This is a genomic window from Bradyrhizobium sp. 62 (assembly GCF_023073035.1).
Taxonomy (GTDB): Bacteria; Pseudomonadota; Alphaproteobacteria; order Rhizobiales; family Xanthobacteraceae; genus Bradyrhizobium.
The window spans coordinates 382,616-401,925 of record NZ_JADPIT010000015.1 but is presented as its reverse complement, the minus strand read 5'-3'; the positions used below and the strand labels follow the sequence as shown (position 1 = coordinate 401,925).

General features: G+C 61.1%; 22 protein-coding genes. 8 read left to right on the top strand and 14 right to left on the bottom strand.

Going from position 1 to position 19,310, the window contains the following annotated elements; all coding sequences use genetic code 11:
• Nucleotides 1-130 precede the first annotated feature (130 nt).
• The 3 genes from IVB47_RS12350 to IVB47_RS12340 all read left to right on the top strand — a co-directional run bounded on the left by IVB47_RS12350 (nucleotide 131) and on the right by IVB47_RS12340 (nucleotide 6,547).
• A complete protein-coding gene (locus IVB47_RS12350) occupies nucleotides 131-3,490 on the top strand; it encodes a DEAD/DEAH box helicase family protein (RefSeq protein ID WP_247461830.1) in 3,360 nt (1,119 codons plus the stop codon).
• 1,267 nt (nucleotides 3,491-4,757) lie between these two features.
• Nucleotides 4,758-5,837, top strand: coding sequence for a DUF2971 domain-containing protein (locus tag IVB47_RS12345; protein WP_247461828.1), 1,080 nt, complete (start codon nucleotides 4,758-4,760; stop codon nucleotides 5,835-5,837).
• A gap of 194 nt (nucleotides 5,838-6,031) precedes the next feature.
• A complete protein-coding gene (locus IVB47_RS12340) occupies nucleotides 6,032-6,547 on the top strand; it encodes a ParB N-terminal domain-containing protein (RefSeq protein WP_247461826.1) in 516 nt (171 codons plus the stop codon).
• A gap of 191 nt (nucleotides 6,548-6,738) precedes the next feature.
• Here the strand turns inward: IVB47_RS12340 and IVB47_RS12335 are convergent, their stop codons facing one another.
• Complete coding sequence (locus IVB47_RS12335) at nucleotides 6,739-7,302, bottom strand: type 1 glutamine amidotransferase domain-containing protein (RefSeq protein WP_247461824.1); 564 nt, start codon at nucleotides 7,300-7,302, stop codon at nucleotides 6,739-6,741.
• 107 nt (nucleotides 7,303-7,409) lie between these two features.
• The gene (locus IVB47_RS12330; protein ID WP_247461822.1) at nucleotides 7,410-7,706 is read right to left on the bottom strand and encodes an HdeA/HdeB family chaperone; all 297 of its coding nucleotides are present in this window, start codon (nucleotides 7,704-7,706) and stop codon (nucleotides 7,410-7,412) included.
• 220 nt (nucleotides 7,707-7,926) lie between these two features.
• Between IVB47_RS12330 and IVB47_RS12325 the strand changes: the two genes are divergently transcribed.
• A complete protein-coding gene (locus IVB47_RS12325) occupies nucleotides 7,927-9,006 on the top strand; it encodes a hypothetical protein (protein ID WP_247461820.1) in 1,080 nt (359 codons plus the stop codon).
• A 440-nt stretch (nucleotides 9,007-9,446) separates the two neighbouring features.
• Here IVB47_RS12325 and IVB47_RS12320 read toward each other — a convergent pair whose 3' ends face one another.
• From IVB47_RS12320 to IVB47_RS12310, 3 genes are all read right to left on the bottom strand, one after another.
• On the bottom strand, nucleotides 9,447-9,665 hold the full coding sequence (locus IVB47_RS12320; protein WP_247286259.1) for a hypothetical protein: 219 nt from the start codon (nucleotides 9,663-9,665) through the stop codon (nucleotides 9,447-9,449).
• Complete coding sequence (locus tag IVB47_RS12315) at nucleotides 9,659-9,877, bottom strand: hypothetical protein (protein WP_247286260.1); 219 nt, start codon at nucleotides 9,875-9,877, stop codon at nucleotides 9,659-9,661. The genes IVB47_RS12320 and IVB47_RS12315 overlap by 7 nt, the downstream gene beginning before the upstream one ends.
• Nucleotides 9,878-10,191: 314 nt before the next feature.
• Complete coding sequence (locus IVB47_RS12310; protein WP_247461818.1) at nucleotides 10,192-11,199, bottom strand: acyl-CoA desaturase; 1,008 nt, start codon at nucleotides 11,197-11,199, stop codon at nucleotides 10,192-10,194.
• A 266-nt stretch (nucleotides 11,200-11,465) separates the two neighbouring features.
• Between IVB47_RS12310 and IVB47_RS12305 the strand changes: the two genes are divergently transcribed.
• On the top strand, nucleotides 11,466-12,200 hold the full coding sequence (locus IVB47_RS12305) for a transglycosylase SLT domain-containing protein (protein ID WP_247461817.1): 735 nt from the start codon (nucleotides 11,466-11,468) through the stop codon (nucleotides 12,198-12,200).
• A 12-nt stretch (nucleotides 12,201-12,212) separates the two neighbouring features.
• Here the strand turns inward: IVB47_RS12305 and IVB47_RS12300 are convergent, their stop codons facing one another.
• The 4 genes from IVB47_RS12300 to IVB47_RS12285 all read right to left on the bottom strand — a co-directional run bounded on the left by IVB47_RS12300 (nucleotide 12,213) and on the right by IVB47_RS12285 (nucleotide 14,482).
• A complete protein-coding gene (locus IVB47_RS12300) occupies nucleotides 12,213-12,617 on the bottom strand; it encodes a hypothetical protein (protein WP_247461814.1) in 405 nt (134 codons plus the stop codon).
• A complete protein-coding gene (locus IVB47_RS12295; RefSeq protein ID WP_247461813.1) occupies nucleotides 12,614-12,907 on the bottom strand; it encodes a hypothetical protein in 294 nt (97 codons plus the stop codon). Before IVB47_RS12295 ends, IVB47_RS12300 begins: the two co-directional genes overlap by 4 nt.
• 136 nt (nucleotides 12,908-13,043) lie before the next feature.
• On the bottom strand, nucleotides 13,044-13,697 hold the full coding sequence (locus IVB47_RS12290; RefSeq protein WP_247461811.1) for a cell envelope biogenesis protein TolA: 654 nt from the start codon (nucleotides 13,695-13,697) through the stop codon (nucleotides 13,044-13,046).
• 248 nt (nucleotides 13,698-13,945) lie between these two features.
• Entirely contained in the window at nucleotides 13,946-14,482 is a 537-nt protein-coding gene (locus tag IVB47_RS12285; protein ID WP_247461809.1) for a helix-turn-helix domain-containing protein, read from the bottom strand.
• 200 nt (nucleotides 14,483-14,682) lie between these two features.
• Here IVB47_RS12285 and IVB47_RS12280 point away from each other — a divergent pair, with 200 nt between their 5' ends.
• Both IVB47_RS12280 and IVB47_RS12275 read left to right on the top strand, forming a co-directional pair.
• Nucleotides 14,683-15,033 (top strand): zinc ribbon domain-containing protein YjdM, encoded by a 351-nt coding sequence (locus IVB47_RS12280; RefSeq protein ID WP_007591698.1) that lies wholly within the window; start codon nucleotides 14,683-14,685, stop codon nucleotides 15,031-15,033.
• A gap of 156 nt (nucleotides 15,034-15,189) precedes the next feature.
• Nucleotides 15,190-15,375 carry a hypothetical protein gene (locus IVB47_RS12275; RefSeq protein ID WP_247461807.1) on the top strand — a complete coding sequence of 62 codons (186 nt, stop codon included), beginning with the start codon at nucleotides 15,190-15,192 and terminating at the stop codon, nucleotides 15,373-15,375.
• Nucleotides 15,376-15,397: 22 nt separating this feature from the next.
• On the opposite strand, the gene IVB47_RS12270 is transcribed toward IVB47_RS12275, so the two are convergent.
• The 5 genes from IVB47_RS12270 to IVB47_RS12250 form a co-directional block, all read right to left on the bottom strand.
• Entirely contained in the window at nucleotides 15,398-16,318 is a 921-nt protein-coding gene (locus IVB47_RS12270) for a DMT family transporter (RefSeq protein ID WP_247461805.1), read from the bottom strand.
• A 90-nt stretch (nucleotides 16,319-16,408) separates the two neighbouring features.
• Nucleotides 16,409-16,555 (bottom strand): hypothetical protein, encoded by a 147-nt coding sequence (locus IVB47_RS12265; protein ID WP_167552239.1) that lies wholly within the window; start codon nucleotides 16,553-16,555, stop codon nucleotides 16,409-16,411.
• Between the two features lie 246 nt (nucleotides 16,556-16,801).
• Nucleotides 16,802-17,056: a hypothetical protein gene (locus IVB47_RS12260; protein ID WP_027569791.1), complete on the bottom strand. Its 255-nt coding sequence runs from the start codon at nucleotides 17,054-17,056 to the stop codon at nucleotides 16,802-16,804.
• Between the two features lie 171 nt (nucleotides 17,057-17,227).
• Entirely contained in the window at nucleotides 17,228-17,431 is a 204-nt protein-coding gene (locus tag IVB47_RS12255) for a hypothetical protein (protein ID WP_027569790.1), read from the bottom strand.
• Between the two features lie 60 nt (nucleotides 17,432-17,491).
• On the bottom strand, nucleotides 17,492-17,662 hold the full coding sequence (locus IVB47_RS12250; RefSeq protein ID WP_007609602.1) for a Flp family type IVb pilin: 171 nt from the start codon (nucleotides 17,660-17,662) through the stop codon (nucleotides 17,492-17,494).
• Nucleotides 17,663-17,995: 333 nt separating this feature from the next.
• Here IVB47_RS12250 and IVB47_RS12245 point away from each other — a divergent pair, with 333 nt between their 5' ends.
• Entirely contained in the window at nucleotides 17,996-19,306 is a 1,311-nt protein-coding gene (locus IVB47_RS12245) for a hypothetical protein (RefSeq protein ID WP_247461803.1), read from the top strand.
• Nucleotides 19,307-19,310: the final 4 nt, after the last annotated feature.

The following is a 19,310-nucleotide window of genomic DNA, read 5'->3' as shown; positions in this document are numbered from 1 at the left end:
TTGTTAACAGGAAATCAATCCCCTATCCTTGACTCCAAGCTAACGCTCTGAATCGATGCCAAAGCCGGCGCCAAGGTAAGAGATCAATGGATGATTAATGCTGAGCAGCAGGCCGAGGTCTTGGTGAAATATGAGCACGCGGAAGCCGCTTCCGAAACTTCGGTACTCAGACAAATTCCGACATTATCAGCTGGAAGCTATCAAGGAAGCCCGTAAGTACAGAGCCGACTTCGGCAAAGTCGCCGAGAAAAATCCTGAATACGGCGCATTTCTAGTCTGTCATCCAACCGCAACGGGTAAAACGGCGGTTATCGCCGGCCTCTCACAAGCGTGCCCTGAGATCGGCAATGTTCTCATTCTAACGACACGCGAGGCCGTTCGTGACCAACTCGTCCGCGAGCTCAGCGGCAGTATTTTCATCGAACCCGAAAAGTTCGGACTGAGCCATAATATCCAGCTCTCCAAAAACACCTACGTCGTAGACGAAAGCCGGAAGCTCGACGGCCAGACCGGCAGCCTATATCGAACGACCCAAAAGCTTCTCTATAACGACGACTTGCGCGAATTTTACAAGAAACAGTTTGAGCGGATCGTCACCGCTCCGGACGACGACTTCTTGAGCGAGCTCGCCAAAAACCGTTCAATTGTCGTGATGACCGTTCAGATGCTTATCGGTCTCGATCCCCTCGGACCTGTTTACACGGCTTTGCGGGATCATATCGAATTAGTCTTGTTCGACGAGGGGCATTACGAACCGGCCGCCAAATACAGCGCCGGGGTTCGCGGCCTTCGCAAACCCGTCGTTCTGCTTTCCGCGACGCCTTTCCGAAACGACCTGAAGCCGTTCCAAATCGACGCCAGCAACATTCACATCTACAGGTTCGCGGAAGCTGTCGATGAAGAGTTTATCCGGGACGTCGAGGTGGTGCAGCGTGTGCCTGCCCCCGATGCCGAAACATTCTGCGCGGACATCATCGATTTTGCCAATACGGAATTCGGACCCGATCGTTCGCGCTGGCCTCGCATAATAATTCACTGCGAAGAAGTGGGCAGCATTGCGCGCCTTGGGGAAAAGTTCATCGCCAACGGCTTTAAGGATCAAGTGGTTGCGATACACGAACGCTTCCTACCAACAGGGGTCGGTCACCTGCCATGGCAACATCGATCCGTGCCGCCACCCCGGACGACTGACGCCCAGATTTGGATACACCAATACAAACTCATTGAAGGTATCGACGACCACCGGTTCCGCGTTTTGGCCTTCTTCGATCCACTCAGGAACGTGCGATCCGTTGTTCAGCAGATCGGCCGCGTAATTCGCCTTACCCCCGGAGAACCGCCGAAACTCGCCTTCGTTCTCGACCACTTCAAAGGCCGAATACAACGATCGTGGCATCTGTTTTTGGCTTACGACAAAGCCATTAGCGCAGAATACCTCACCAAAACGATGTCGAGATACTATCTCGACAAGTTCAAAGAGGCTCAACTCCCGATTGACTACATTCAGAAGAAATTCCGGCGGCCGTTGGACCTCAAGAACGTCAGGGCCCCAGACGACGAGATCTTGTTCGATCGTCGTGTCACGCTAAAGCGCCTCACCCGAGACGACAGCCTGGCATCACTCTCCGAAGAGCTCGAAGAGGCGTTGACAATTGATGATTGTGAATTCGAAAGGTATCCCTTTGGCGACGAAGCGGCCCTTTACGTCTACGCCAAGGTGGCGAGCCCCGAGTTCCTGAACAACCTGTTCTTCGCGGAAGTCAGGCATGGAGCTCGCCTGTTGTTGCTCCTCCCGAAGCACGGGATCCTGGCAATTGCCAGCACTGGCTCGGGCGCCGGCACCGATGGATTGGGGCACTTGGAGTCAATCGGGCCCGCAAAGCTAGAGCGCTTGCTTGTACCAGGCAGCATAGGCCGCGTCTCCAGTGTCTCCTCACAAAACACAAATCTTGGAAATCGCGTTGTTCGCAGCCGTACTATCTCCGCGCCCTCCATTGTCGATGTACCGCCAATTCTGGATGAGCACGGGCACCTTGTATCGACCGTAAGTGGATATAATGGAACGGTCCCACGCATCGTCGACGATTTTGATTATCAAGAGACGTTTGACGACGAAATGAACATCGTGGGCACGGCGCCAATTTCCACTGCCTCTTCAGCTCCCGGCTCGCCAACTCTAATCAGACGCTACATCGGGATGGCGAATGGCAGGGTGTCCGAACAAGGGCCCCCGCTACGCCTCAACAAGTTCCGGGAATGGGTAGAATCGCTGGCCGATCAAACTAGCTCGCGCTCCCGAAACGATGGAGTGTACAAACGATATGCAGCCATTTCTTCGTCGGTCGTTCAAGAAGGGGCGGCAAAAAACCTCCTTCTCGATATCTTCGATCTCACTGATCAGTACAAGCACGACATCACCAAAGAACCCTTGCATAGCGATGATCTGTGTGTCGATCGGGACAGCAAGCGCGTCGGCAACGACGGAAATCCAACCTCGTTTTTCACCGTTAAGATCAACGAGGTAGCTTATCCAGTCGAGGTTACCTTTAACCGGTCCTCACAGCGATACAAGCTTGAGTCGTCATCTCTGGACACCGCATTCGTCAGTTCTGGCGCAAAGAAGCGGCCTCTTTGTCGTGCGCTGAATGATGCGCAATCCTTCAGCGTCATTCCCGACGACACCAGGGTAATCTACGTCCACGGACGATTTTACGCGCCCGGCCTAAAGTATGGCAAACGCTTCTCGCAAGAGGGCTTCTTTGTCGGTCACTGCCTCTATCCTGCAGACACCTTCAAGCGAATAGCATCGGAAAAAGGAGCGTCTGTCTCAAAGGACGGCGAGGATTACGACACTGCAAGCCTGTTTTCCCTCATCGACGGCTGGAAAAACGGATTCGACACTGGGAAGCTAAAACTTTCGTCTCCGTGGGTGAGCTTATTCAATCCCGAACAAGTCAAATTCGATCCAGATATGTTCGTGTGCGACGATATGAACAAGGAGACCGCTGACTTCATCTTGGCTGATCGTTCATACCGCCGCGTCGTTTTGGTACACGCAAAGGCTTCGAAGTCGTTCCGCAAATATTCCGCCTCCGCGGTGCAGGAGGTGTGCGCCCAGGCCCAGAAAAATATGGCGTTGTTTTCTACATACTCGCTCCGGAGGCCCGAAAATTTCAAACGGTGGGGTGATGCTCACAAATTTAAGGGCGACGACAACGTTTCTCTATCTGTCCGTCGCCGCATCCGTAAACCAATCGCCGGAGACGCGGCTGATATTTGGGACAGTCTGTCTGCACTTCTGCAAAACCCTCTCACGACACGCGAAGTTTGGTTGGTTCTTGGCAATATGCTGTCTGCGGAGACCTTCTACAAAGGTTTGCAGAGCGAAGATCCGGAATCTGAGACGCTCCAGCTAAATCACCTTCTGCAGACAACGATTGCTGCCGCAGGAAGCGTAGGAGCAAAGACGCGTATCTTTTGCGCTCCATAGATGCCTGAAGGTGTTCAGCCCGCCACGTCCTCGGCCGCCGGCATGTCGTCTTCGGTGATCCGAGTCTGTCCCGGACGTCGAAAGCCGCTACTCCGGTTCGCTTGCCACCGCAGCGTCCTTCCGGAGCACCGCGAGCGCGCCCTGCGGCACGACCAGGTCGGCTGCCTGCCTCTCGAATTTCGCACGATCCGTGCCCGCAAACTCCGCCACCCATGGCGTGGCGTACGGTTGGTACGAACACCAGCATGAACTGCGCCTGGACGGCTCGTCCTGGCCCAGGCGGTCCGCAACGGGGCGACCGCGCCGGCGGCCTCTGCGATCGCGGCCGGCCGCGACGACTCGTTCTCGATCCCCTCCCAGATACTCTTCTCGATTAAGTCGAGCAGGTCGAAGATGAGGGCTGCGGGCCGCCCGCCACCGGCGGGGTCGGCCCCCTCGGCGCCGGCCCGGCGGCCCGCCTGACGACCCAAATCGCGCCCGCGCGCTCGCGGCCGCCGACGCCGCCGAAGCGAGGTGGGTCGCGAGCTTGCTGGTGGCGCCAGCGACGCGTCTGAGATCGCGGGCCCACTATCGGATGAATCGCGGACGTGCCTCTCGGGAGTGCCCTCCGGAAATGCCCTATTTGCGGGCTTCGCAAAAAATGATCGCGGGCTTTCTATCGTGTGAACCAGAGTAAAGGGATAGGCGCACAGAACTGCGGCCCCAAACGAAACTGCCTTCGCAAAGCAGCCATTCGAATGGATAAGTCGCATCCCGAGACCCGACCCGCCGCTAAAGTCTGGTAGATTCGAGCTTCCAGAGATATAGCGGCGCCCCTCGGGGCGGCTCGGGGCTACCGATGACGATTCTAGAACGTCAGAGGTGGGCCGATGAACCCGTGAACGACGGCTTATTCGTTCGATGGGACGTGAGACGCAACCCTAACGGATTGCGCCGGCGTGATCCGAGGGCTTCCAATGCGAAAACCTCAGATCATCATCGAAGTCAGGGTGAATGTTGCGCTGTGCCTCTTCGGAGTCGCAGCGATCATCAAAGCCCTGATGTAAAGATAGGGGCAGAAGTCCATACGTGGACTTCTGCTTCTTTATTTTGAGTTTCTTTTGACATCTGACGGGCGAAGCGACACTTGCGCTGTCGCAAAGAAGGCGATCAGCTTCGCAAGCGGCACTATCTGCCCCAACGGCTGCGGGCGCCTCCCATTCGACTGACGCCAAGGGTTGCATCATACTCTCATTCGACTCAATGGTTGCGTCAACTGCGGGGAAGAATGCGCAAGAATAGAAAAAAGCCTGCAAGCTCAGATCGCTCGGCTCATCAAGAGCCCCCTCTAAACAAAGCCGGTTTCGAGCAGCCGCCGCAGCGAACGCGAGACGACAATTTCTCGCTTTTTCACTACACCACGGCTTCAGGCCTGATTGGCATCATTGAGACAAAATCTCTTTGGGCCACACACGCAAGCTTTCTTAACGATACGACGGAATGCCAACTGCTCAGTCGCCTTTTGACACCGCAAATTGAGGCTGACTTCAGAAGGCTCGTTCCCAAGTTGATGGAATGCGATGCCTTTCGGCCAGAGATTCAACACGCCTTGCGCGGCGACGCATTGACTACCGAGGCGGAGAAGGCAACCTCAGCTATCCTAAGGGCTGTTGATCGTACCTCACCGATCCACATTACCTCTTTCTGCCGGCACGCCGTGGGTGCGCCGGAGTGTGATCACGGGCTGCTAAGTCAGTGGCGCGGCTACGCCAAAGGAGGCTTTGCAATCGAATTTGATGAAAGCCAACTGGACGACTTAATTCTGGAGGAAACAAACGCCCACTCGTATCAAGGCCTCATAACCAGGCAAGTCGAGTACCACGATCATCGGAAGGCCGCCAAAATCGACCGATTCGAAGGCTTGGCTGCAGCCACGTTACGAGTAGGCTTTCGGGAGAACACTCCAAATCTAGCTACGCGGCCGGAAGTCAGCCAGCTTCTTGGAGACCGTGATCTTGAATCGTATATCCGAGCGTTTGTCGAAGCGGTACCGTTTTTGAAGAGTCCCCGCTTCGCCGAAGAGAATGAATACCGCATCGTTGCGCTCCCAACGCGATCGGCGAAACTCGTCGCCAGCATCAACGACAAGCGACCGTGGAAGGAAATCTCTTTTCGCGAGGGATGGGGCGGCACCATGGTCCCGTTCATACGGTTATTCAAGGATCTCAAAAATCCTCTTCCCATCAAAAAGATCATTGTCGGCCCACATCGCGATCAAGAAAATCAAATGCTTGCGGCGAAAATATTGTTGGAGAAACATGGGTTCGATGTTCAGGTCGTTAAAGCTGACACGGCTCTCAGATTCTAACCCGCAGTATGTGTTGAGCCTGCGAAACCCATCAATCTAAATTCCGAGCCTTGGTGACTGCGCTCCGATCACGCACGCCGTTCCCGCAATCCAGCATTATCTCCGAATTGCCTTTGCGGTCGAGCCCTTCCCTCCTAAACTCCTGACATCACCGGCATGGGTTCCGACGGGCCCGGTAGAAGCGGAGTCGAGTTATGCCCCAACCGGAAAGCTTTCCGATCGAGAAGATCTTCGTTCCCACGAAGCAGAAGAAAGCCATCAAGCCCGAGATCGTCGGGGAGATCGCGGAAAGCATGCTGGACATCGGACAACAGGCCCCCATTTCCGTTCGGCTCGACGGAGACCGCCTCGTTCTGATCGATGGACTGCATCGGCTCGAAGCCTGCAAGGCGCTGGGCGAGACGACCATTCTCGGTGTCCTGGTCCCGGCCGAGCTTGCTCAACACAAGCCAGGGCTCGCCGAGCGACCCGAAGTCGAGGCAGAGCGACTCAAGATGGCGCGATTGAAGCAGTTGCGCCTGGAGAAGGAAGCCGCGGAGGCATCGATGCCTGCCTTGAGGAGCGTCCACGCAACGGAAGCGCCGCGCACCCGTTCGACCAAAGGCACCCGTGACAATCCAAAGGCATCACCGGGCCGGACCGAGAAATCCAGACCGAAAACATTGTCGGACTGGATCACGCAGCAAAAGGGCAGCGGCAGCCGCTATTGATTGCTGGCTCCAGAATTCTGGCGCGTAAGGTGGGTTAGCGAAGCGTAACCCACCTCTTTTGTTTTCTCCGGCAAGTCGTGGGGGGGGGACGCCTTCGGCTAACCCACCCTACGAGCTACGAGCCAATTTCATTTCGATAGCGCCACGTGAACCGGGGTTGGATGGCATCGCCTCGCGCACCGCCAACACCCTTACGCCGCGTTGCTGCGCTGGGTGTGGCGGCCTTCCTTCACCTCTTCGATGATCTTGGCGCTGAAGGCCTTGAGGTCACCGGGGTTGCGCGAGGTGATGATGCCCTGGTCGACGACGACCTCGGAATCCTCCCACTTCGCCCCGGCATTGGCGATGTCGGTCTTGATCGATTTGTAGGACGTCATCCTGCGGCCCTGCGCGATGCCGGTCTCGACCAGCAGCCAGGGCGCATGGCAGACCGCGGCAACGACCTTCTTGGCATCGAAGATGCTCTTGATGAAGGCCAGCGCCTTGGGCTCGACGCGCAGGAGGTCAGGGTTGATCTGGCCGCCGGGCAACACCAGCGCGTCATAATCGCCGGCCTTGGCCTGATCGAGGGTCTTGTCGACCTTGACGGGGCGGCCCCAGTCCTTCTCGTCCCAGCCCTTGATCTCGCCGGGCTGCAGCGAAATGATCTCGACGGTCGCTCCGGCCGCCTTGAGGGTATCACGCGGCACTTCGAGCTCCGATTGCTCGAAGCCGTTGGTCGCAAGAATCGCAATCTTTTTCCCGGACAGTTCCATCCGTGTCTCCGTTGATCGTGGGGTGATGCTCATCAATCGAATGATTTTGCATTTGGTTCCCAAGCCCAACATTACGGTAAGAGCTCGTCGGGTGGGCGAGCGAGGCGCTACTTCGTATTGGCCTCGACCGCATCCAGCAGCGGCATCTCGCGATGCGACTCGCAGAAGCGCGAGAGCTTGTTGCCGTTCTTGTTCAGCGCTTGCGTGTCCACAACGGGATTGTTGCGGCGGCCGGCGTAGAACCCGGCGAGCCAGACGTTCACGGTCTGCATGTGGGTAATGCGCTGGGTGATGTACTGGTCGCAGCTGATCTTGGAAACATCGACCAGCACCTGGGCCTTGGCCGGCACGACCAGCAGCAGGGCGGCGAAGGCACCAAGGACGATCACTCTTGTCTGAACCATGTTTTCCTTCCGATGAATGCCTGCACGCTGGAGGCGGTCGGGCGCTGCCTGCTTGATCCAGATCAAGGGGCGCCACGTTGCATACCCCGCGCCCGGTCCCACCCCGGGCCCGCCATAATTTCTCCTTCGCACGCGCGTTGTGTGGGACAGCGGCGGGACTTATCGTTCCGATTGAACTGCCGCACTCCCATTGACGCCCGACTGGATCGAGAGCGCATCGGTGCCCGAGACGAACGACCCCAAACCTGACGACCACAAGGCAGACGCGCCCAAGCCGGACGCCGCCAAGCCTGATGCCCCCAAGCCGGACGTGGGGCGCGCCGATGGCGGGCTGGCGCGGGCCTACGACCGGATCAAGAGCGCGGAGCAAGACCTTGCGCGGCTGGACCGGCTGGTTTCCGGAATGGAACACAGCAGCGAAGGCCCGCGGGTCTCGCGAGTAAGCGCTGGTGTGGAAGCTGTCGAGACTCCCAAGGACAAGGCTCCCTACGACAACACCCCCAAGGCCGCGGCGCCGGCGCCGGATAGCAGGGTTCGTAATCAAGGCCTGATGGGAGATCGCCCCATGCTGCGCGCTCTGATCGGCCTCGTGCTGGCAATCGGCATTCTCGGTGTCGCCTTCGCTTCGCAATATCGCGATGAGGCCAGGTCGATCAGCAGGTCGATCATGGCGCGATGGGCTCCGCCGGTCGCGAAGGCGCCTCCGCAAGCCTCCGCTGTCGAAAGTCCGGCGCCACCGCGGGCCGTGCAACTGGCTGCCGCGGATGAGCCCGGCACGGTGCCAGCGCCGCCGGTCGCCAAGGACACGGAGAGCGCTGCAGGATTTGACGCTTCAAGACCCGACGCCTCGAGATCCGACGCCTCAAGAACCGGCGCCACAACGCCTGACTCGTCGTCGTCTGATCTCGCGCAATCGCTCAAGACCATCAGCAGCGAGCTCGCGAACATCAACGGAAAGCTCGAGCAACTGAAAAGCCGCAGCGAGCAGACGCTGCGCGAGCAGGCCGACACCATTCAGCAGCTCAAGGCGGCGCAGGAGAAGGATGCGGCGGCCAATGCGCGCCTCGCCGCACAGGTCCAGACGCTGCAAAAGGAGCTGACGACTTCACCCGCATCCGCACCTGCATCCGCGCCTGCATCCACGAAACCCGCCCCGCGCAGCATGATCAACAACGATGCCGCTGCGCCTGCACGGCCGCACGCGCAAGCGGCCGCACCTCGGCGGCCCAGGCCGTCGCGAGGGCCCTGGATGCCCCCGCCCTATATGGTCGATCCCTATTACGGCGATCCGGATTGGTGAGCCCGCTGGGCGAATGAGCCGACTTTACGGAGCCGCCGATCGCAGGCGGCCCCGGATGTTGAGTCGGTTTGCGTTTAGCGCCAGCCGCGATGACGGCCCCTGCTCCAGCCATAGTGATGACCGTGGCCGCCACGTCCCATGTGACCGTGGCCGTGTCCATGACCGCCGCGCGCGAGAATCACCGGACTGTCGGAGCCAGCGACCAGCGTCTCCGCCGCAACCCGGGGCATGGCAGAAGCGGATAGTGTCGACATTGCCGCGATTGCGCACGCGGCAACGCCGATCAACAAATGACGTATCATGTTGGGGATTCTCCAGGAGCCGCGTGATCGCGGCTGCAGATGTGAATGCTTCCGCGGCCCCAGAGTTCCATCGAAGCATCAGGGCGCGGCAATCAACGCGAGCATTTCTGCGCCGGCACGCAAGCTAGCGGACCGGCATCAGTCACGCGGCGAGATCTGAAGCTCCATCAACGCCATGCGCTCCAGGACAGCGGGGTCTCGCTCGCCCTCCTTCGCCGTGCGAAGGATTGTTTCCGCGATCGACCGGACATGCGCAGAGCTGACCGGGGCCGGCAGTGACGCCACCGCCGTGTCCAGCGCGGTCTTCATGACGCCGATGGTTTCAGGCGTAAAAGATGCATTCGAAAAGTCTAACATGCTGAATCCGATCTGGAGGTCATCACGAGCGTCGCTTGGTTCGAATGGCTGCTGATATGCGCGATCCGATCGACCAGGGCCGCTAGATGTCGCGGCAATGGGTCGTGCTCGCCGCCAAGTTTGATCCGCAGGCGGTCGCCTATTTCATTGCAGATCGCCAGGCTGGAGCCGCGGTCGATCTGAATGGCATTGCGAACATCGGGGCTGTTCATGAAGGTTTCCGGTTGATACGCACGGAGGACGCTTCGCGCCGAGCCCCTCTCACAAGGCGACTGCGGTCTTGTTCAGGCGAGGATCGGAGGTTCGATCTCGCTACGCTCGGGGATCACAGGCTCAACGGCTCCCTTGGGCCAGAGTTCCCTCCGAACACAACTTATGTTTGGATTTCGCCGATGGCGTCCGATAGATGCGGTTTGTCCCGCGCCTCACGCACAAAGGCCGTAGGATGGGTAGAGCACTTGCGAAACCCATCGCGTCATCATGGCAATTGATGGGCTTCGCTTCCGCTTGACCCATCCTACCTGCTTCAGACCATCGCTTCGGTATCTGCCACTGGACGCTTTCCGTCCTCCGAGTCTCCAGAGCGAACAGCCCTGCTTCCCGCCGCGAAAATGTCGTGCACCAATCCGAGCTTCCCCAGCCCGAGAATGATCAGGCCGTTGATATCGATCTCGTACCAGGCGTGCGAAATGTAGGCGTCGCGCGGAAACCGGTGATGGTTGTTGTGGAGGCCTTCACCGAAGGTGAGGATCGTGGTCACGAACTCGTTGGTGGTGCCGTCGTCGAGATCGAAGCGGCGGTAGCCGTAGCGGCCGTCGCTGTGGCAGACCGAATTGACCATCGAGGTGGCCATGGTCATGAGGTAGCTGCGGAACAGGCCGGAGAACAGGATGCAGCCGGTCATCGTGTGCACGCCGCCGAAGGCGTAGCCGATCGCGCCCGGAATGATCACCGCCGAGAGCGCGTACCAGTACCAGCGTGTCCTGGTGAAGAACATCGCGATCGGATCGGCCAGGATATCCTTGGCGTAGTATCCGGCATCGGTGGTGGCCTGGTCCCACACCCAGCCGCCTTGCGCATGCATCATCCCCTTGGCGAATGTGACATAGGGGTTGCCGTCGCCGTCATAGTAAGGGCTGTGGACGTCGCCGGGCTTGTCGGAGTGAAGATGATGCCGGCGATGATTGCTCACCCATTTCAGGATCGAGCCCTGCACCGCCATCGTGGCGATGGCCGCGAACAACGTCCGCATCACCGGACCGCAGCGGAAGCTGCGGTGGACGAAGTAGCGATGCATGAAGCCGATCCCGACCGTGGACAGCGCGAACGTGCCGGCGAAGACCGAAACCTCCACCCAGCCGACGCCTTGCCAGAACGCCCAGACCAGCGCCGCGATCGAACCGCCGATCATGATGACGAAGGAGATGTAGGAGTCGCGAAACTTGGCCTCGACCACCGGCCCTTCGACCAGCACGCCCGGCGGCATTTTCCGCTCCGCGCCTTCCGCCGACACCACGCTTTCGATTACGGTCATTCCAGCCGATCCATTCACACAAAATTAACCCTGTTGCGGCGCACAGTACAACCTCGGGTTATTTCCATCAAGGATGCGAACTGCCGTGGGAGTACGGACCGGCGGCTTGAAAGGACGCGACCAGAGCGAAAAGAAGCCGGATTTCAAGGCCTGGTGGCAGCGTTAACCAGGTGCAAAGCCTCCGCAATGCACTCCCAGAAGACCGATGCCAGGACGAAGCAAGCCCCTCCTCTCGCCTTCGCAAGCTCAGGCGACGCGCACGATGGATGCGAAAGACCTTCGCGCGCGCACCGCGGATAATCCGGATCGCGGGTGGCGTGGCGATGCTGCTGGCGGTCGTCGTGCTCGTGAACATCGCCTATCAAACAATGCGCAAGCCGACCGAGCTGTTCGTCCTTGTCGGCCACGCGTTCGACAAGGATCCACCGGAGACCTGGCGGCAATACGGGCCGCTATTCCGCAAGCATGCCACCGCGACGATCACGCCCGAATTGCTGGCCGCGCTGGCGCAGGTCGAGACATCGGGCAATCCGCTCGCGCGCACCTACTGGCGCTGGCGATGGAGTTCTAATCCGCTCGCGATCTACCGGCCCGCCTCCAGCGCCGTCGGCCTCTTCCAGATGCTGGACGCAGCCTATGCCGACGCCGCGCGGTTCTGCGTTCGTGGCAACGCGGTCACGGAGGCCGGCTGCGGCTCTCCCTTCCTCTATATCCGCGCAATCCCGAGCCACGCCATCGAGCTGGCATCGGTCTATCTCGATCGCAATGTCGCCGATGTGCTCACCCGTGCGGGCGATGTGAAGGCGAGTGCGCGCGAGCGGCAGGATCTCGCCGCCTTCATCCATCTCTGCGGCGCCGGCCCCGCCACGGCCTACGCGCGCCGCAAGTTCCAGATGAGCGCCGACGAGCGCTGCGGCGATCACCTCGTCGCGAGCTATGTCGCCAGGGTCAACGCGATGAAGCGGCAGTTTGTGCGGCTTGCGGCGGATGACGGCGGTTAGGAACGTCGCCCTTCACCACCAATACGGCCACCGCCAGCCCTCGTAGCGGACATACGACGACACCAGCGGCGGGCCATAGGGATCGACCCGGTCGTCTTCAGGGCGGTAACGATAGCGTGGAACGATATTGTAATCCCACGGCGTCGGCCGGAGCACCGGAACATCCACCCTCAGCCGTTGTTCATCCACCACGCGAGCCTTCCGCGTCCGGGCTTCGGCATCCGATATCCCGAGATTGCCCAGCACCAGGGCGGTTCCGAGCGCACACGCGACAGTCATGATCTTCATGCGTTGGTCTCCTTGCCGCCAGAGTGCAAAAGGACGCCAGGCAAGGCAAGCGAATTTGCGATCAAGCTTTGCCGGAATGACCGACGCCGGCCGCTCCGCCTTTTCGGCGCAGCGCTGACCGACCATCATGCGCCGGGCTTGCCATCCAACAGCGCGAGCGCTCGCGGCACCTGATCGCGGTCCGCAACCAGCACATATTCCTGCCGCGCCAGGCTGGCGCCGCTCGCGATCACGATCGATTGCTTCGGGCACAGGCCGAAGCATCCGGTCACGATCAGCTTGCCCGGCTTGGTGCCGTCGCGCTTGTTCGCCTTCAGTTCGGATTTCAGCGCACGCCTGACGTCGCGGCCGTCGTCGCTGCGCTTGAGGCACTTGCGGCAAACCAGGACAGGCGCCGCGCGGCGCGAGCGCACGATCATTGGGCTTGCAGAATTGGGGCTTTTAGAAATCGACGGCTTTTCAGACATGGCAACCTATGTGGGACATCAGTCCATATAGGCATGGAACCGCGACCTCGCCGCCAAGGACGACGACGCGGCGCGCATGGCCGGGCATTTACTCCCGCGCGCGACGCACAGCCTCCGCCAGCTTCATCCTCTGCTTGTCCCACCGGCTCTGCTCCGCTTCGGCGCGTTCGTCGAGTGCAGCGCGCTCGGCTTCAATCGCCTCCGCCCGCGATTCGTGCTCCCGCCTCGCTTCGTCCAATGCGGCCTGCGCAGTTGCGACCGCCTTGTCGCGACGCGCGCGCTCTTTGGCGCGGGCGGCCTCCTCCTTGCGGCGCTCGGCTTCCCGCCGCTTCTCTTCCTTCTCGAACGCCGCGGCGGCCTTGCGCGCCTGTTGAGCGTCGATCTTGCGGGCTGGTTGCTTTGCAGCCTTTGAAGGACTCTTTTTCGGTTTGGACTTCGCCTTGGACTTGGCCTTGCGCTTCGGCGTGGCCTCGTCGTCAGCGAGATCGGTCGGCAACTCGGAATGCTCGGTGAACGCCCCGTCCGATCCGACCGGACGCCGGAGCACCACGCCCGGCTTCTCCATCGTCGCCGCGACGATGTCGGGATCGTCGGTCTCCTTCGCGGCGCCCTGATGAAACAGATTGGACCTGGCGCCCCAGGCGTCCAGCGCCGCCTTCATCGAGGGCGCGGCGATCGCCTGGTCGTAGAAGCCGAGCGAGGTCTGGTAGGCCTTCAGTTTTCTTTTTGGTGTCTTCGGCATGTCGCTCCGCAGCTGGCGAGCCACCAGCTTCCAGCGGCGCCATCATGCCATACTGCCCCTGTTTTGCCCGACGAGTCAAATTCGATTCGGTATCACCGAAGTCGGTGCGAGGCCCGTAGCCCGCTGCGCTCCATCCGTGCTACGGCTCAACACCACCGCTTTTTCGGATTTTCAACACGCTGAAATCCCTCGGGATTTCTACTGTGCATGGGGTTGTTTTCGACGTTTTTGTTTTGAGGCGGCGCCGCCTACGCCGCGTCCACGTCCTCGGGCGCCGGTCCTGCGACGAGCCCATCGAGACCGACCATCAGCAGATCGGCGATGTGCATCAGCTGGTACAGCGGAATGTCCGCGATGCCCTGCTCGGCCAGCGAGACGAAGGCCGGCGTGGCGCCGATGAGTTCGGCGAGCTGGCCTTGCGTGTAGCCGCGTTTTTCGCGCGCAGCCCTGAGGCGCGCACCGATCCCAAGCCGGTGGCGGGACTGCTCGTCCGCGGTCATCATCACGGCCTGCTCGTCCGCGCTCGCATAGCCGTCCGCGAATGCGCTGCCGATCAGCCGGCCCTTGCGCCAGGCGACGCGGCAGTCCTTGCGCAGTCCGCTGCTGAAGACCAGCGTGAACTGCTCGGCGACCCAGAGCGAGGCGTTGAGGCCGAGGCGCGCGCCGGTGCCCGAGACATCGCGGATCGTGCAGGGCGCGCTGATGATCTTGCCGGTGCCGTTGTCGAATTCGACAATGCCGGTGCGCAGCGTGTGATGTCTGACTGCGGCGCGATGCTCGCTCATGACCAGAACACTCCCTTCCGCTGCGACGTCGAACCGACGCAGCCACAAATTCCGGACCTCGATACCGCAGAATTTTTCCCGAACTCCTAAATTTCCAGGGGTTCGACCAGGACTGAAAGCCATGGTAAAGGATTTGCTCCCAATCCATCTTTTCCGGCGGAAAGCGTGCGGCGCGCCCGTGACGGGCGACGAGGCAAACGATGACCGACGCGATGAAATGTCCGACCTGCAACTCCGAGCACGCCTATCAGGATCGCGGCCTCTGGGTCTGCCCGGAATGCGGCCATGAATGGAGCGGCACGGCGGAGGCCGCCGCGGACGCCGCGCAGGAGGCCGGCGTGCGCGATGCCAACGGCAATGCGCTCGCTGATGGCGACAGCGTCATCGTGATGAAGGATCTCAAGGTCAAGGGCTCCTCCTCCGTCGTCAAGGGCGGCACCAAGGTCCGCAACATCCGCCTGCAGGACGCGACCGACGGCCACAACATCGCCTGCAAGATCGACGGCATCGGCGCGATGAATTTGAAATCGGAGTTCGTGAGGAAAGCGTAAGCCGAGGCGGCCGCATGTCGCAATGTTCAGAAGTGGACATACGTTGCTGCGCCGGACCGCTACCCATGAGCCGACATCCGTACGAACAAGACTTGGGAGGCCGCTCTGCGAGGACCGCCAACAAGCGACGCGACCAAACCAAACCCGACCGATGACATGTTCGACAATCTGAGCGATCAGGCCGTCTTGCGATTGTACGAAAACATCCGGCATCAGGTTGTCGCCGACAAGGCTCTCGGAGGCAGGTATCGGCTGCTCGGCAAATCCGCCAGCGAGCGCGCCGAGCGGCTCGGGCGGGAGCTGACCGGCCGCAGGATCAAGTTCACCGCCATCGAATGGTAAGCGCCGTGCGGAGGCTTGCGGTCTATTGCTGCCTCTGCGCCAGATAGAATCCGCACAGCACCGTCACCAATCCCGCCGTCTGCAATAGTGTCGGCGGCTCGCCGAGCAGGAGCCAGCCGGTGAGCACCGTCAGCGCCGGCACGCAGGCGGGGACAACGGCGGCGCGGGCAACGCCGAGGCGTTGGACCGAGACGGCGAACAGATAAAGCGCAGCCGGACCCGCAAGCACGCCCTGCGCCAGCGCCTGGATGGCGTTCTCACCGACACCGATCGCCGCGATCCGCGCGAGGCCGCCGGTCATGAGGTAGATCGGCAGCAGCAGCAGCGACAGCACGTTGATGACGAGCGCGGCCGACACGGCGGAGACACGCCAGTGGCGCACCAGCGCGCCGAAACCTGCGAACATCAATCCGGTCAGCACGAAGGTGAGATCGCCCAGCACGCCATCGACGCCGATATGACCGATCGATTCCGCGCCGATCACGCCGAGCCCGGCGACGATGACGAGGGCGCCAGCGATGCGCGACGCGGAGACATGCTCTTTCAGAAACAAGGCCGCGAGCAGCAGGCCGCCGAGCGTCGCGCAGGAGGGCTGGATCACGCTGCCATGGCCGAGCGGCACGAACAGAAAACCGGTGTAGGAGATCAGCGACATCACGGGGCCGCCGAGCACCATCAGCGCAAGGCCCCTGCCCCAGCCGATGCCGCAGAGATCGGAGATTCCGCCGCGTATCACCAGCGGCAGGAACGCGATGCCGGACCAGACATAGCGATGCACGAGCAGATCGACCGGCGTGAAGCCGACCTTGAGCCCGTGCCGCGTGCCGGCAAAGCCGAGCGCCCAGAACACCGCCGCGGCAAGGCCGCAGAGCACGCCGACAAGCGCCGGCGCCTGATCGTTCTTTTGAGTGAGAGCGTCAGCGCCGCTCGTCCGCTGATCCATGGGACAAAGCGGTACGCCGACAGAGGCCATGGCTCAACCCATGTGCCTGCAAGGCTGGCACGCAAGCGAGAGACGCCAGCGCGCCTTCTCTCAGAAAAACCCGGGGCTGAGATCGAGCCCATAGGTCAGGCTGAGCACGAACACGAACAGCGCGGCGGCTGCGAACAAGGCGAGATGCCTGAGAATGAACGCGCGCGGCGAGACGCTTGCAACAACGGCTTTCTGTGCAACGGGCATGACTACTCCATTATGAAAATGATTCTTGGCTGCTCAATAAGCGGCGCCCGCATCAAGCGCCGCGATCTGCAAAGCAACTATTAAAGAGATCACACTCGCTTTGAACGGCCGTACACAACCGCACGTGATCATGACTCGCTGCGCCAAAAAAAGACCGCGCTCCCGAAAGGGAACGCGGTCCAGGCAGGCTCGGAGAAAACGAGCCTGCATCACGTTGGCTTGATGTTGGCTTGTGGCGTCCCCAGATCAGCGGGCGCTGCCCGTCGTGACGTCAGCCGTCTTCACCTTGCGCGGCGACAGAACGCGGGTCTGGTGGACCGAAGCGACAGTAGTGGGCGCCGAGGCCTGCTGCTCGACATGCGCTGCACCGAGCACGCGCACCTGCATCGGGGAGACCGGAAAGCCGTTGACCTCATAAGTCGGCAGCTCGGCGGCGAAAGCCGCGGTGCTGCCCGCGATCGTCAGAATGGCGGCGGCGATCGACAGAGTCTTCTTGTTCATGGGTGATGCTCCTGATGGAAGGTTCGGAGCACATCTAAGCTCATTTTGCTGCGTTGCGACATGCGTTGCTGCATTGCAACAACGCGCCCGGTGCATAGCAATATGTTTAATGCGCACAAGGCTTTGGCCGAATCACCGCCGACTGCGACATGACACTTTTATGAGCGGCGGTCAGCCGCCGAGCACGTGTCCCCAGCCGTCGAAGACGTAGGTCTTCCAGATCACGGTTCCGTCCTGTCCCGGCTGGCTGGCACGCCTGAAATCGTCAGCCTGCTCAGCGGTCCACGTGATGATCGTATCGGAGAGCTGGTCGTGCAGGATGGCGGGCTCGGAAGGATCGAAGGCGTCCATGGGACGAAGCGACGAATGCGTCATGGCCGCCTAACGCGCCAGCCGGCCCAAGGTTGCGAAGCGCCGGGCGCCGCACCGCACAGCTTATTTCAGCGCTGTCGCCAGCGATTGCAGCTTTGCGACGAGGTTGGTGCCGAGGGCGTAGATGATCTCGATGATCGCGAGCGCGATGCCGGCTGCGATTAGGCCGTATTCGATCGCGGTAGCGCCGGATTCATCGGCAGCGAATTCGGCCCATTTGCATTTCAGTTTCATGTGCGTGTCCTTCCCAACTCTGCCGGAATCGCCGACGCGGGAGACTTGCACAGCCACAATCCAAGATTGAGTAAATTCAGTCGCCTCAAGTTGATGACAATGAATGCCGCATTTGCGGGCCCTTTCGACTACGGCCCCCTGAAACCACAATGGAACCTGCGTTGCCCGCGCGCAACACCCGCTCGAAAAGCCCCATTTCGCCGAATTGCGCCATTGCGCCGCCACACCGTCCTCCGAACAATCGACGCGTAGCGTGCCTTTTCGTGCAAGACTGTTTGGTCAAGACTGTTCGGAGAAGACGAGGTTCGACAGAACCGTTTGGAGGCAGGGATCATGAATGATCGGCGGTCTCTTCTGGTGGCGGTCTCCTGCCCCTCGGCGGTTCTCGCCGGCTGGCTGGCGCTCTCTTTGTCCGCCTATGCCCCTGCCCTTATCGAGAACAGCGGCGCGAATGCTTCCGCCGTCTCGCGCGCGAAGGATCTCAGCCGGCTTGACCTCGCGGACATCCCGCACGCTGCGGCCATCGAGGACGGCGTTGCCCTGACCGCCGACATCGCGGCCGCCGTCGCTGCGACACCGTCGATCGTAACCACTGAAACGGCAGCGCCCGAGGCGCCAGCTCCGGCCATCAAGCTCGCCTCGGCCGACCCGTTGCTGATCTTGCCGACCGAAGCGCCGCTCGTGCCGCAGATTTCGCCTGAGCCGACTCCAGTCGCCAGCGAGGTGGCTCCGGCTCCCGCGCCGGAGCCCGTGATCAAACTCGCCTCGGCCGATCCCACCGAGATCGCGACGACGGACGCACTGTCGCCCGCGACGATCGCGACCGGCCCTGCGCCTGCCGCGAGCAAGGCCTCGCCGTCTGCGGACACGACCGCGGTGCTCGACGAATGCTACGTCATCGAAGCCTGCATCGACCGTTATCTCTGGGCGCTCTACCAGCGCACGCCCAAGGAAGACTCGGTCAAGGTCGAGGATCGGCGCGCTGTCACCGTCAAGCGCAAGGGCAAGATGGTGACCGTGATGCGCAGCTTCACGAAACTGGTCGACGAGGACTTTGGCTGGAAGGATCCGAAGGCGGCCGACCGCGCCGGCATGTCGATGATGGACTACGTCATCGGCGGCATGGACAAGAGTTTCAAGAAAAAGCTGTTTCGCACGTTGCTCGCGGCTGAGGCTGCCGGGCTTTCGCCGGGCATCACCAGCGCGTTCCGGGACGACTATCGCCAGTCGATCGCGAGCGGCCTGAAGGCTGCCTCGGACCGCTCCTATCACGGCGGCAGCACGCGCGGCGGCTACGGCCACGGCATGGCGGCCGACATCGTCAGCACCAAGGGCGACAACCGCGCGCAACGCTGGGTCTCGACCGAGGTGCTGTGGAAGTGGGTCGATGCCAATGGCAAGGCGCTCGGTATCGGCCGACCCTATCTCGGCCGCGATCCCCCGCATGTCGGCCCGGTCGACGGTACGGAATATGTCTCGCGCCGAGGCACGTCGGACCGTAAGGAAGCCAGCGTCAAGCCGAGGAAGGCGCGGGCCGTGGCAAGCGCAAAGCCGCCAAAGGCGAAGGCACAGGCGACGCGCGAGCAGAAGGTTCCGGCAAAGCCGCAGAAATCAGCGCAATCGGCCGCGAAACGCGCGACCTGAGTAT

Excerpts from the sequence above, each read along its gene's own strand:
- IVB47_RS12260 (WP_027569791.1), bottom strand. The coding sequence starts at position 17,056 with ATGAACAAGAAGACTCTGTCGATCGCCGCCGCCATTCTGACGATCGCG.
- IVB47_RS12320 (WP_247286259.1), bottom strand. The coding sequence starts at position 9,665 with ATGTTAGACTTTTCGAATGCATCTTTTACGCCTGAAACCATCGGCGTC.
- IVB47_RS12250 (WP_007609602.1), bottom strand. The coding sequence starts at position 17,662 with ATGAAACTGAAATGCAAATGGGCCGAATTCGCTGCCGATGAATCCGGC.
- IVB47_RS12330 (WP_247461822.1), bottom strand. The coding sequence starts at position 7,706 with ATGGTTCAGACAAGAGTGATCGTCCTTGGTGCCTTCGCCGCCCTGCTG.
- IVB47_RS12335 (WP_247461824.1), bottom strand. The coding sequence starts at position 7,302 with ATGGAACTGTCCGGGAAAAAGATTGCGATTCTTGCGACCAACGGCTTC.
- IVB47_RS12350 (WP_247461830.1), top strand. The coding sequence starts at position 131 with ATGAGCACGCGGAAGCCGCTTCCGAAACTTCGGTACTCAGACAAATTC.
- IVB47_RS12310 (WP_247461818.1), bottom strand. The coding sequence starts at position 11,199 with ATGACCGTAATCGAAAGCGTGGTGTCGGCGGAAGGCGCGGAGCGGAAA.
- IVB47_RS12285 (WP_247461809.1), bottom strand. The coding sequence starts at position 14,482 with ATGAGCGAGCATCGCGCCGCAGTCAGACATCACACGCTGCGCACCGGC.
- IVB47_RS12295 (WP_247461813.1), bottom strand. The coding sequence starts at position 12,907 with ATGATCGTGCGCTCGCGCCGCGCGGCGCCTGTCCTGGTTTGCCGCAAG.
- IVB47_RS12280 (WP_007591698.1), top strand. The coding sequence starts at position 14,683 with ATGACCGACGCGATGAAATGTCCGACCTGCAACTCCGAGCACGCCTAT.
- IVB47_RS12265 (WP_167552239.1), bottom strand. The coding sequence starts at position 16,555 with ATGCCCGTTGCACAGAAAGCCGTTGTTGCAAGCGTCTCGCCGCGCGCG.
- IVB47_RS12340 (WP_247461826.1), top strand. The coding sequence starts at position 6,032 with ATGCCCCAACCGGAAAGCTTTCCGATCGAGAAGATCTTCGTTCCCACG.
- IVB47_RS12275 (WP_247461807.1), top strand. The coding sequence starts at position 15,190 with ATGTTCGACAATCTGAGCGATCAGGCCGTCTTGCGATTGTACGAAAAC.
- IVB47_RS12300 (WP_247461814.1), bottom strand. The coding sequence starts at position 12,617 with ATGATGGTCGGTCAGCGCTGCGCCGAAAAGGCGGAGCGGCCGGCGTCG.
- IVB47_RS12255 (WP_027569790.1), bottom strand. The coding sequence starts at position 17,431 with ATGACGCATTCGTCGCTTCGTCCCATGGACGCCTTCGATCCTTCCGAG.
- IVB47_RS12345 (WP_247461828.1), top strand. The coding sequence starts at position 4,758 with ATGCGCAAGAATAGAAAAAAGCCTGCAAGCTCAGATCGCTCGGCTCAT.
- IVB47_RS12245 (WP_247461803.1), top strand. The coding sequence starts at position 17,996 with ATGAATGATCGGCGGTCTCTTCTGGTGGCGGTCTCCTGCCCCTCGGCG.
- IVB47_RS12290 (WP_247461811.1), bottom strand. The coding sequence starts at position 13,697 with ATGCCGAAGACACCAAAAAGAAAACTGAAGGCCTACCAGACCTCGCTC.
- IVB47_RS12270 (WP_247461805.1), bottom strand. The coding sequence starts at position 16,318 with ATGGATCAGCGGACGAGCGGCGCTGACGCTCTCACTCAAAAGAACGAT.
- IVB47_RS12315 (WP_247286260.1), bottom strand. The coding sequence starts at position 9,877 with ATGAACAGCCCCGATGTTCGCAATGCCATTCAGATCGACCGCGGCTCC.
- IVB47_RS12305 (WP_247461817.1), top strand. The coding sequence starts at position 11,466 with ATGCGAAAGACCTTCGCGCGCGCACCGCGGATAATCCGGATCGCGGGT.